Genomic DNA, 13,068 nt, shown 5'->3' with positions numbered 1-13,068 from the left:
CGAGACTTTTGTGAACACAAGTCCATTTTTGGACTATTGGAGGGAAGATGTATGCCACAGCTTAATCCCGCCGTCGGAAGCGACGCGGGAGCAAAAACGATTCCAGCAATGATGGAAGCCTTTTCGAACCTCGCGGATGACTGGAAGCTATCAACTGAGGAGCAAATTAGGCTGCTGGGATCTCCCGGCCGCTCAACGTTCTTCAAGTGGAAGAAAGAAGGAGGAAATCTACCGAATGACACAATTGAACGAATTTCGCACCTACTTGGAATATATAAGTGCCTGCAAATCCTGCTCCCCGATCCCTTGTCGGCGGACAGTTGGATAAAACGCCCAAACAAGTATTTCGGCGACATAAGTGCCCTAGAACACATGATGGGCGGTAGCGTCGTCGATATCTACAAAGTGAGAGAATACCTAGATGCTCAACGAGGCGGATAAACTACCAATCACGAGGCAAAACGGAAACTACTTCGTTTTGATCCCTTCCCGGTTTCCTCCAGTTGCGCTGTACACCAGAATCTCCTCCGGTCGGCACGAAGAAGTGGCGGAAATTGCTGAGTTATACAATCCGCGCCTTCGAGAGAAGCATCGGGCCATTGGGGCAACGCCTGATGCACAATATGAACGATCGCCAAAGCTACAGAATTGGAACCATGCTCCGTTCACTTATTCTAATCCTGAGGGAAGTTGGTTTTTTGACCAATTTACGAAATGCCTTGAGCTTTCGGCAGACAAGCAAACGGCACTTGCTGTGTCTGTGGCAAAGCGCGAGCTATTTCTGAGTCGCACTTCCGAGCCTCCAATTGGGGTGGATATGCGAATGGTAAGTAGACCCGTGGAAGGCGATTTTTTGGATGCTCGCGGTATTAAGTCAGATATGTCATTCGAGACCCGAAGAGCATTCGGGAGATCCATTTTGGAGCGCAGGAGCGAAGATAGATTTGATGGTGTTCTATTCAACTGCCCCGAACGTCCAACAGGTACGAAAGTAGCTATTTTGACGGGTGACGTTCTGGGCCAAGCGGTTCAGTGTGAGCATTTCCGATACAACTGGGATGGTACAAGGATCACAAATCTATACTGCTTCAACAGCAAAGGCAGTGATGAGGACAATAGCATTGATCCAGACGATCTCCGAGGGGAGAGGTTAGTTTTGGCTGCTTGAAGGAACCTAAATAGGACCCCGAACCTTGAGAGCTGAGCTTGATCCCATACGGTGAACCCAAGCCGACGCTGACTCTCATAGCCCTGCCGACGTGAACTTTTCATTTTAAGGGAGCACTGGATTGAGTCTTTTCAACTTAAGGGTAGAGTAGTTAAGATAGTTAAAAAGCATTTTCTCCAACATAATTTCCAAAAGAGTACCACTGATGCGTATTGATCCGTTGTTGACCGCCAACCCAATTACCGGAGCCGTGCGCTATGTGACGGATGACCTGTTACGCGAAACCTATCTCGCTCCTAAACCCTGTGATTTGGACTTGATTGCCACCCTCGAAGGACGGAACGCACCTTGGAGCGCCAGCTTTGAGGCCGCTCCAGCAGAGACAACGCGCGCCATCGAAGCAGCTCTCACAGCTGTGGTTCGATCTACGCAGAGCCTCAGTCCTACTGAACTCGATGTTTCGGCATTGCCGGAATGTCGTGCGAAAACACACCTCGCTGCCTTGAAAGAACTTTGGAAGGACTTGGGCAGTTTGCCTGAGCCATTGGCGGCATGGGCGCGCGTGATCTGTTCTGAAGCGAAAGATGCACTCGAGCCACTGCCGATCCTTGATCCGTCGCCGTGTCCACACGCTGATGCGGCAGAAGCTGCCCTAGTGGAAGCTCTGACCCGCCAACACGGCGCTGCACCCGAAGCAGATCAGACAAGTTGGAGGCAGCGCCAGCCGCGAGGTGATGGGTCGGCAGTTGGTTGCTACGGTATGGTCCAAGAACACTTGGGTACGGCGACGAACCCAGTCGACCGTGATTCCACGGTGTCCTGTTTCGGGCTGCGTGATCCGAGAGACGAAGCACAATTTGCAGCGGCACTTGCCCAACGCATGCTTGATGACGGCTGCGTTGATGGCCCTGGCGAAATAGGGTTCTTGGTGCCCGATGACCCCGCCTACATGTTGGCAATGCAGGAAGGCTGCGAACGACTCGGTCTGCCGCTTGCGGGTGCGCCGGAGGAAGCGGCCAGGAGAGACCTGACAGGCGAACTTCTTTCGCTCCTGCTGGTCCTGTTGTCCGTGCCTGCACCGCGCACGGCGCTGGCATCCCTTTACATCTCTCCTTTGATGCCATGGGCGCGCGACGTTGGTCATCAAATGGCCCGTGAAGTAATGGATTACGGCTGGTCCAAGACTGCCTCTCAGTTGACTGGATCAGCGAAGGAGCTGCTGGACGCGCTGCATCCATCGCATACCCCGGAGCAATTGTTCGCGCGTCTGGGCGCGATCGATAAATCTCTACCAGATACGGACTTGCAACCGCGCATCGCGCCCTTGCGCGCAGTAACCCGCGAAACGCTCGACTGGGCACTGCTTCACAAGCTGGCGGTTCCACACCAGGTTGACGCCACTGGACATCAACGGTTTGTGGAAGGGGTATCGCTCTTCACAGAGAATACACTTCCGTGGCGGCCCGTTCGCCAGCTACTTGTGCTGGGGATGAACGGCAACCGCTGGCCACGCAGCCCTGGGTCGGATCCTTTCTTCACCGAGGCTGAAGTTGCTCTGATCCGCCAGAATACCGGACTGCAACTTAATGGCCGCCGGAAGAAGCTCGCGCGTGGACTGGAACTCTTCCGCCGTCAACTTTGCGCAGGGACAGAAGGTTTGACACTCCTCGCACCGGCGAAAAATCTGCTCGGAGAACCTTTGTCGCCTTCCACCGGCTTGGCCTTGATCAGCCATATGCTCGGGTTTGAGAAACCAACAGACCTTGTGCAGGACGTTCGAGCTCTACCGCGTGATCAATGGCCCGTGGCATGGCATGTAACGCCCCACCTTTCGCACGGGTTCAGGGCTGAACTCCCGGAAGATGGTATTCTGCGGCTCAACCGTGGTCTTGGGACACCAGACAAACCGGGCATCGATCTTCTCCGCATCCGGCATGATGATGCGGGGCGGATTCTGCCGCAATCGCCCTCGCGTCTTGAATCCCTGCTTGTGAGCCCCTTGGCCTGGTTGCTCGACGAACTCGATGCGAAAGACCGCACCTGGGCACCAGAAACCCTCGATGTCATGACCCTCGGGACAATTATACATCAGGTCCTCGAAGACGCCTTCCCCGAAAACGCGCCAGTCTCGGCGATTGACGCTTTGGAAGCAACACTGCCCGATATTCTGGATGCAGCGATCAAGAAACACGCAAGATGGCTCAGCGGCGCATCTTGGGCTACAGAACGTCAATCCCTCTTGGGCGAGGCACTTGACGTCGCAAGAACTTGGGCCGGATTCTTGAACGAAACTGGCGCGACCATTTTGCACAACGAGATCAATCTTGCCGGGGATCACGGTGGACTGCTCTTGCATGGCAAGGCCGACTGCCTGCTACAGTTGCCGGACGGGCGGATTCTCGTTGTTGATCACAAGAGATCAGGAGCCGGCAATCGCCGCGACCGCATGTCAAAGGGCTGGGACCTACAAGTCGCACTCTATCGCGCTATGCTGCAGCGTCCCAACGAAGAGACCGCGCTGACGCGACTGGTCGACGATGGAGCGCAAATCGTCACCGCCTATCACACAACACGCGACGCGACGGTTTTGTCCGATGACCTTGGAGCGGGCCTTGCCCGTATCGAAGCTGCCTCCCGAGATGTCTCTGAGAATGCAATGTCGCATCTTGCGGATGCCGTCGCAGAGGTTGGTGCTGGTACAGTGCGATTAAACCGAGAGGGAGATGCCAAGCGGTTCGAGAAAGAGCGCGGTATCAAAGCTTACGCACTCGAAGGCAACCCGCTGGTTGCGGCCTTCACTTTGCCCGAGGAGGACCAGGCATGACACATCTCACGCTTGTACCTGCCGGAGCAGGGGCCGGGAAAACCCATCGCATCAAAGAAACGCTTGCCGATTGGGTGGTGGGTGGCGAAATTGCTGCCAGCAGGATTTTGGCAGTGACCTTCACAGAAGCTGCTGCTTCGGAGATGCGCGATCGTATCCGCGGCGCATTGATGGCGCGGGGGCGCATCGGGGATGCGCTTGAAATTGACCGAGCATACATCGGTACTATCCACGCTTTAGGACAGCGGCTTCTGACAGAACATGCCTTCGTCGGCGGGCGCTCCCCCGAGAGCCGTCTTCTGACAGAGCCCGAGCGCGATCTTCTTATCCGCTTGGAGATGGGGCGTTGTGAGGCGTTGAAGCCGTTGATGGCTGACTTGGCTCGATTTGGCTATGCTTGGGATCCGCAGACAGGCATGAGTGCCGAGGAGAAATTCCGCGCGAAACTCCTGCAAACCGTCGACCTGATCCGAGGCTTGGGCGAGAGAGGTGGTTCTCCGGATATTCTGAACTCTGCACTGGCGGAATTGACCGATGGCTATGGCGAATGCGAAGCTGATGGTACAGCTTTGACAGATGCATTGAGACGGGCTGTGCAGTCTCTTCTGGGTGCATTTCCGCACAATCTTGCAAATCAATTCCAAGGCAATGCGTCTGCCGTGAAGGACTTTTCCGGCAACCACAAAGACCTGCGCCGCGCTTTGGGGCCTGGTGTTTTGGAGGGCGACTGGAAGCTATGGCAAAAACTGAGAAATCTTCGTCAGTCGAAGCGGGGCTCACAAACCCCTGATGGCTACGATGAACGTGCAGCTGCCGTGGTCGCCGCTGCAGATTTCTTGCCACGCCATCCGGGGCCGCTGGCGGATGCTCGCGCCCATCTCACTGCAATTGTGACCGGTGCACAGGAGGTTCTCGCCGCCTATCAGGCTGCGAAACGGGAAGCAGGGCTCATCGACTATGCCGACATGATCGTCGAAACCGAAACCTTGCTGCGGAAAGACCCCGCAATCCTGCAATCGGTTCTTGGCGAGATCGATTGTGTGGTGATCGATGAGTTTCAAGACACAAACCCGGTTCAGTTCGCCCTGCTTTGGCGGCTGGCTTGTAGCGCCAAGCATGCACTCATCGTTGGAGACACCAAACAGTCGATCATGGGATTTCAGGGCGCAGACGCCCGGCTGTCAGCAGCACTTCAATCGGCCAATCCGGATGTTATTGCACCGCTTAACCGCAACTGGCGATCCGATCCGCGGATCATGGAACTGGTGAACACGCTGGGGCCAACACTCTTCCCAGATAACTACGATGTGCTTTCGCCAGTGAGGGCTGAAACCGGTGAGACGGCATTCGAAGTTCTGAATTTGCCGCGAAGTGACTTCGTAAATGCGGCTCCCAGCATCGCCAACCGCGTCGCTGATCTTCTGGCTGATGGAACACAAGTGTTCGACAAAGCGCGAGAAGAGCTTCGGGCTGTTCGCCCAGAAGACATCGCCGTCCTCTGTTACACGCATGGTCATGCCAGCAGCGTCGCCGCAGCACTTGAGGCACATGGCATTCCTGTCCGCATTCAGCAGGCGGGCTGGCTGGGCGCACCCGCTATGCGTGCAACGCGCGCGGCGTTGGCCTACGCGTCTGACCCCGGAGATAAATACGCGGCACTCACGTGGCTGACGCTCGGGCCACCTCGAATGGCGGCGGAGGATGCTCTTCGCAACGCCGTGGATGGAATACTGGACACACATCAGTCATTGGAAACCCTACGAGGGTTGAACCAAGCAATCGAAGCGCTTCCTATCGCTGATGCGGTCGCCTTGGTGTTGCAGTCCACCGGGTTACGAGACTGGGCTGCAGGCATTTCCGATGCAACACAGGCCCTGGCGGATTTGGCCCGCCTAGATGGTGAAGCGAAGGAGTTTGACAGGATGTTGCCCGGGCTGCGCGCCGCAGCAGGCTTCCATGGCAACAACATGCAGATTTTTCTGGGTTGGATTTCAGGGCAGACGGATAGAGACTGGGATCGCCACCCGGACCGCGACGCTTGGTCAGGCAGTGGCGTTGAAATTTGTACATGGCATTCAGCAAAGGGTCGGGAATGGCCGATAACACTCGTGGCCGGCCTCGATCAAAGCATTGCTGAGCGACCTGGGACGTTGCGTGCAGAGTTCGAAAGCTTTGATCATCTTGCGAGTGTGCTGGACAACGCTGGACTAGGCTTCCTCCCAGACTTCGCAACCCCGGAGAGCCAGCAAGCCTTTGCTGAGGCGCGGCATCCCGAAGATATGAAAGATGCCGCCCGCAAGCTCTACGTCGCGCTGACGCGAGCTCGGGATAGACTGATCTTGGTTCTCCCAAAGGAACGGAAGACAGCACGCACGCAACCCGAGCGGATGATAGATATTCTACGGGATCAGGCCGGTCTTACAGTCATCGACGGCGAAATCTCTCTCTGCGGACGCGCGTTTGAGGCTCGAATCTTCGACGGCAATGTCGAAAGCCCCGACTCGACAAGAATCGTTGAAAACGTTGGGTATGCTCTCTTCGGCGAGCGACGGATGTTGAGTCTGACTGGTAAGACAGCGTGGCGGCGGAGCCCATCGACTTTTGGTAACCAGATCGACGAACCAGCAAGCCATCTGGCAACGTACAATCTTGGATCACCTATCTCAGACCGCGCACTGGCTGATCCTGCGGCCCGAGGAACTGCATGGCATCTTGCGTTGCGCGTCCTCGCCCAACACCCAGATAAGGCAGATCAGCTGGAAGCCGCTACCGGCCTGTCGAAAGACACTCTTGAGGAGATTGAAACGCAGGCTAGGGCTCTAACTTCTTGGCTCTCCGATCAGGGATTTGATCGTTTATATTTTGAACTTCCTATTCAGAAAGTGGCTGCAGATGGCTCTGAGACCAATGCGATCATCGATTTGCTGGCCGAAGGCCAAAACAGGCTGCTAATCGTCGACCACAAATCCGGGACCTGCTTGGATCCTGAGGCACGTTTCGCAACCTATCTACCTCAGCTTGCAGCATATGCAGAGCTGATCCGCAAGGAGTGGCCGGATAAACAGCTCAAAGGAATAGCGATCAACTGGATGAGCGAAGGAACACTTTCGCTTTCTCGGGTGCCGCAGAAAGCCCTCACGTAAAGACACTCGGTCAGAAAAGAGCAACAATATTCGTAGAGCTGAGTTTGGGAGAAGCCGTTGAACGACAATGAATTCAAGGCCTGGTTAAAACAATCCGGCGCGCAGACCGAGGCAGGACGAAATACAAGAACCCATGCTGTCCGTACAATAGAGCGCAATCTCGGCGCGCTTGGCATGACTTATGACAACCTTGAGGAAGCTTGGAAGGCCGATCAATTCGCGAAGCTCAGGGAACGTCTCAAAGCGATGCGCGACGACGCTCGTTCCGGAGGTGAAGACTATCGAATCCTGATGCCGGTCTCCGAAAAGCCGCAAAACCGCCTATCTAATTGGAGCAGCTGGTTGTCGCAATACGGACGGTTCATTGCAGGCGAAACGCCCGGCGCAGCGAAGGATGCAGATCGAATTCGCCAACACGTGCTGCAAGAGTATATCGAGCCGGCCCGTGAAGAAGGTACATCCCATGTCGACGTGCTCGTTCGTGACGTGAATACTGCACTCGACCTGAACCAGGCATGGCCAAACATATGCCAAGCTATGGCGGGGAAGATTTTCCAGGACCTCGCACAGATCAGCGCTCCGGAGCGGATTGGGGCTGATCAGAGCCCAGCCACGGTGTTTCGCTTTGGGCTGGACGAGTCGGCGGCATCACAAAACGAGCGACCATTCACGTTATTTGACGCCGCTGGGAATCCATTCCAACCAGTGAAGAATTTCAATCGGTCCAACGGAGTTTCAGCCTATCGGATCAAGCCCAAGGGTGCGGGCAACAAAGCGGAAGACGCGATCGAAACTGAAGATATAGTCGACGTCGCGCGGGCAATGCTCGTGGAAGGACTTGCTTCGAGAGTCAAAGCCATCGCCGGCGGCACGATCAACTATTTGACCTACGGTGGAGAAAGGCTCGTTCGATACCAACTTGATCCCGACATAGCGAAGAAAATTGATGTACCTGCCAATGGCAGCGTTCAACAACCGACCAATCAGGTAGAGAATACTGTGGCCATTGCCCAACAGGATAAGCGTCCCACAGCTACCAATCTTATTCTCTATGGTCCGCCAGGCACAGGGAAGACTTTCAGCACAGCTGCTGAGGCAGTCAGGTTGTGTGGGGAGCCGGTGCCAGAAGATCGCGACGATCTGATGGCCGTCTACCAAGGATTGCTCGCCGCGGGACGGATCGACTTCGTCACGTTTCACCAGTCGATGGCTTATGAAGAGTTCGTCGAGGGGCGGCAGCCGATGACCGGTGCGGATGATGGCGAGGACACATCCACAGCCGGCTTCCGGTTGGAAACCGTGCCGGGCATTTTTCGCCGCATCGCTAAACGTGCGGAAACCAGTCATGGGCATTCATCTGGCGAAGATCTGATACGGGTTGAAGGCCGGCAAGTCTTCAAGATGTCGATCGGTGAGGCGAATAACCCGGAAGACGCGCATCTCTTCGAAGAGGCGATCAAGGGCGGCTACACCCTCCTTGGTTTCGGGGATATCGACTGGTCGGACGACAAATTCGAAAGCCGAGACGAGATCATAGAGGCCTGTAAGGCCCAGGGTGACCAAGACGGCAACGTGGATGCCCGATCCGGCGTGGTGCAGATGCCCTTCATCTTTCGGAACTGGGTTCGAGAAGGTGACATCGTCATCGTGTCGAAAGGTAACGGCCTGTTCCGGGCCATCGGGGAGTTTACCGGCGGCTACGAATTCGCCCCCCGTCCCGGTGGCGGATACGCCCATCGTCGTGCAGTCCGTTGGCTCTGGATCGACCGCGAAGGCGTGCCTGTCGGCGAAATCTACTCCCGGCGTTTCTCGATGAAATCAATTTACTTGCTTTATGATGCTGAACTGAACGTGCCGGCCCTTGAACGCTACATGAACAGCCAGCAACACGAGGGGCCAACTGATCCCGAACCCTTCGTCCTGATCATCGACGAGATCAACCGCGCCAATATTTCCAAGGTTTTCGGCGAGCTGATTACGCTTTTGGAATCGGACAAGAGGCTCGGTCAGCCGAACCAGCTGAAGGTGCGCCTTCCCTATTCCGGGGACGAGTTTGGTGTTCCATCGAATCTGCACATCGTTGGCACCATGAACACGGCTGACCGCTCGATCGCCCTGCTCGATACTGCGCTTCGGCGTCGGTTCACATTCCGCGAGATGATGCCAAATGCGACAGTTCTAAAGGAGGCCGCAGCCCGCACCGGGATCGACCTACCTAGCCTTCTGGCAATCATTAATGAACGCATTGAGTATCTGTACGATCGTGACCACCAGATCGGCCAAGCATACTTTACCGGCTGCGACACCCGAGCCGACGTGGACGAAGTGATGCAGCACAAGGTTATCCCGCTGCTGGCTGAATACTTCTTCGAAGACTGGGGCAAAATCGCTGCAGTCCTGGGCGATCTGGAAACTCATGACGGGCCGATAAAGGGTGGCTTCCTCAACAGGACTGTTCTGAAAGCGCCTCCAGGCCTCGACAATGGCGACGCGATGCCGCGTTTCAGATGGGATGTGCGGAGTGCTGAAGACGGCTTCGAGTACGCGAGGTTGCTTGGTTCATGATCCGCCGCACTCTCCGCGAATGGCAGCGCATCGGCTATGGGGACGACGACGCGACCATCCCGCAGGCGGAAGCTGATCGGATTGCCGCTGTTGCGGCACGCTCGACCTTCGCGGGACGCCGTGGAGAAGGTGTACTCGAACACGGCCGCAAAGGCCTGCGGGTCCGCGGCGTGGTCGGCGTAATCGTCGCGCAAGGCTGTCAATTGGAGATCCTTCCGAAGATCGAAGGCCTGGGTGAGCGCGAGGCTTCCGATGATGCTCTGCGTCGCCGCCTGATCCACATGCTGGCGGTTGTCCACGATCTGCGCATCGACGCAGGATCGCTGGCCCAGCTCGGATGGCAGAAGGACACCATACTGGAATTGTTGATCCGGCTTTTTTGCGCCCGCCTGATGGAAGCGGTGCGAATGGGATTGCCGCGCCGTTATTTGGATCATGCGGACGACCTACCTGCCCTCCGCGGCAGGCTCGATGTCACCCGCCAGTTCTCTCGCCATGCGGTCGCGCCGCAGAGGCTGGCCTGCCGATACGATGAACTGTCTTCTGATATACCGCTCAACCAGGTGATGCGCGCCGCCGTGACGCGCTTGCAGCACGTGGCACAGGCGCCCGACAACCAGCGTATCCTGCGCGAGCTTGGCTTTACCTATGCCGGTGTGAGCGAGGTTTCCGTCCCTGCGTTGCGATGGGACCAGATCACTCTGGATAGGACTAATCAGCGGTGGAGTGAGCTTCTTTCGTTCGCCCGACTAATACTCACAGACCGGCATCAGCAAACCACTGCTGGCGCTATTAATGGTCATGCGCTCCTGTTCGAGATGAATGCCTTGTTCGAACAATACGTTGCCAGACTGGTCACCCGCGCCCTCGCAGGCAGCGGATACCGTGTCGCAGCGCAAGGCGGTCATCGAGATTGCCTATTCGAAGGCGGTACAGGTCGGTTTCGGACCAAGCCCGACCTCATCATCCGGCAGGGCGATCGGACCGCGCTCGTCATCGACACGAAATGGAAAAGGATGGCGCCGCGCATTGACGATCCGAAACAGGGTGTAAGTCAGTCCGATGTGTATCAATTGATGGCCTACAGCCAACTCTATCGGTGCCCGAACGTCATGTTGCTCTATCCACACCACGGTGATTTGCCACCCGATCCGATCCGCACTCGATACGCCATTGCAAGCGAAGGCGCGGAAGAATGCCTCCAGGTAGCTACGCTGGACGTCACTGGCTCGTCGCATGCGCATGTCGAAGCTCTGAAGTCCCTGGTTCGAGGGGCGCTTCAGGAACATGAGCTCGGATAGGCGTAGGACGACAACCATCGATGAAGCTCTAAGTGAACTTGAACCAAGCGCCACGCTGGAAGACGGGATGCAACTCAACGAATTGCTGGAAGCACGCAGAATCCAAACTCAAAGCGCGATGATGGCATCATCCATGAGCTTGGAAAGCGGGATCTGGCTTCACTGCTATCTGAGGCTGCTTAGTGCTCGCCTGCACCATCCGAAAAGAGCACCACTGAAATGCGCTGTCCAATTGCGGGTTCGTGGTCGCGTGAAACCTGTTCAGCTTCCTCGATGACCCGGACCATCTTTTCATGAATCTCAGCGGACGCCTGATGATCGCTTTCGAGCTTTTCCAGGATAACCTGAAGCGCGATGTAGCCCTTGGGAAGATCCTCATAGGCGAAGCTGTCACGCACTTCGTGCTTTGCTTGTTCCCAGAAGGGATCAAGCTCTCGGCTCCACGCCTCGCACACCATTTCCACGGCCCGTAGTGAAAGATGGCCAAACCATTCTTGATCATTGAGTTCGACACCGCCCTTGCGTCCCATGAACTCGGCGCAGGCTTTCATGAGGCTCTCAACGCGCGCCGGGCGCAAATCCCACTCGGTCAGCTTGCCAATCTGCTCCGAAATCGTCTCTAGCGCTTCAGAGAGATCTTCCAGTGATATGTGGGCATGTTCCATGCCAAGGCTTCTGGTCCGTTCGTACGCAGTCTCCAGAGATTGGGCGCAGGCCAGCTGGTTGCGTTCCAATATCAGGCCTGGCGCAGAATCCTTGAGAAGCAGCAGGCGAGGCGGAAAGAAGCTGTTGCTCTTGTTTAGCCCCTTTAGGTGCAGTGCCGTGAACTTCTCACGAGCCGATAATAGCGCCAACTCCGCACCCCAGGTGCCCTGGATTTTGGCTTTGTCGATGAGTTTGTAGCGGACGTCGGGGATGGTTTTCTTGGTGCGTTCCAGCACGTCGTGAAAGTTACTGTCGCGAAGACGCCGAGGGGATCGCAGATATTCAACAACACTCTCGAGGATCAGTTCTGCGTCTTCGGTGCTTTCTTCTAAGACGGCGTCGATTAACGCTTCCCCAGCCAAAGTTTTATAGTTCTCTATACGCTGGGCGATTTTTTCGTCAGATGCAAACTGACCTACTGGCACATCAATAAGGTGGTAATTGACGACCCCGAACTCACTATCGATCCTGTCGATTCTACCCAGACCTTGGATGAGCTCTTTCAGGTTCGAGGTCAGGCCAAGCAACACCAGCGTGTCTGACGACTGAAGGTTGATACCTTCAGCCATCTTGTAAGTCAGAAAAACCGATGCAGACCCTTTTGGTTCATTCTTTCCTCCAGGCCGGAAGTAAGACTCCACGGACTTTCCCTGTTTGATACGCATGAAGCTGTCGGGGCCATCTCCAAAGATTGCCTTCACGGCACGATCTTCACCCTTGGTTTGGTTTCCCACGACATAGTTGGTGTGGTGGCCTCTGCGCGACAGTGCTTCTGCAAATATCTCGAGCGTGTCCGTCCGTTCTGCAAGAAAGACAACCCTGTCTTTTTCATTTTGTATTCTCAGGCACGCCTCATACCGCTTTTCATCAAGCTCCTTGAGAACTCTGAGACCCAGTTTTTGGTTTAGAGTGTCGCATTTCTTTGTGGGTTCAGGCGCTTCTATTCCCAATGCCGCGAACATGTCTGACTGGTCGCGGTGGGATACCTTTTTCTTCGATTTCCCACCACGTTCGAAGTCGCGAAGCGATTTTCCAATAGCTCCATGAGACATCTCCCAATGGGCTTGGGCGGCGCTCACACGCAGAATGTTCAAAAGGTTGCGAATGTAGAGTTGGTCTTGCGTGCTTTGTTGTGTGCTGACGTGTCCGAAGCGGCTTTTCTCGACAGCGGTCACCCTACCGCCAGGCGCAAGTTCTTTACAGAGTGCTACAATCTCATCCAGACGCGTTTGCTGAGGCTTTGTCACCTTAAGTTTCTTCGAGCGCCCGTGGTTTTCCAGTCTTGGGTAACTGTGCTTGGTCGGATCTTCGTCCTCGCCAATGCATTGCCTTTGTCTGCGTGTCAAAAACGGCGAAACAAGT

7 protein-coding genes are annotated in these 13,068 nt (G+C 55.8%); 6 read left to right on the top strand and 1 reads right to left on the bottom strand.

Annotated features, from left to right (window positions below):
- The first annotated feature begins 51 nt into the window (after positions 1–51).
- From E1297_RS39580 to E1297_RS39550, 6 genes are all read left to right on the top strand, one after another.
- Positions 52–441 (top strand): MbcA/ParS/Xre antitoxin family protein, encoded by a 390-nt coding sequence (locus E1297_RS39580; RefSeq protein ID WP_209016276.1) that lies wholly within the window; start codon positions 52–54, stop codon positions 439–441.
- Positions 422–1,168: an RES family NAD+ phosphorylase gene (locus E1297_RS39575; protein WP_196223516.1), complete on the top strand. Its 747-nt coding sequence runs from the start codon at positions 422–424 to the stop codon at positions 1,166–1,168. The genes E1297_RS39580 and E1297_RS39575 overlap by 20 nt, the downstream gene beginning before the upstream one ends.
- A gap of 205 nt (positions 1,169–1,373) precedes the next feature.
- Entirely contained in the window at positions 1,374–3,992 is a 2,619-nt protein-coding gene (locus tag E1297_RS39570; RefSeq protein WP_155148033.1) for a PD-(D/E)XK nuclease family protein, read from the top strand.
- Positions 3,989–7,135, top strand: coding sequence for an exodeoxyribonuclease V subunit beta (locus tag E1297_RS39565; RefSeq protein ID WP_155148031.1), 3,147 nt, complete (start codon positions 3,989–3,991; stop codon positions 7,133–7,135). The genes E1297_RS39570 and E1297_RS39565 overlap by 4 nt, the downstream gene beginning before the upstream one ends.
- Before the next feature lie 246 nt (positions 7,136–7,381).
- The gene (locus E1297_RS39555) at positions 7,382–9,700 is read left to right on the top strand and encodes an AAA family ATPase (protein ID WP_244328061.1); all 2,319 of its coding nucleotides are present in this window, start codon (positions 7,382–7,384) and stop codon (positions 9,698–9,700) included.
- Complete coding sequence (locus tag E1297_RS39550; protein WP_155148029.1) at positions 9,697–11,001, top strand: McrC family protein; 1,305 nt, start codon at positions 9,697–9,699, stop codon at positions 10,999–11,001. Before E1297_RS39555 ends, E1297_RS39550 begins: the two co-directional genes overlap by 4 nt.
- 179 nt (positions 11,002–11,180) lie before the next feature.
- Here E1297_RS39550 and E1297_RS39545 read toward each other — a convergent pair.
- Positions 11,181–13,068 (bottom strand): hypothetical protein (locus E1297_RS39545; protein WP_209016275.1); only part of this gene is annotated, 1,888 nt, incomplete at its 5' end.

The organism is Roseibium sp. RKSG952 (assembly GCF_009711355.1).
Note: the sequence above shows the minus strand (reverse complement) of the source record. Positions and strands in the feature narration are given on the sequence as shown.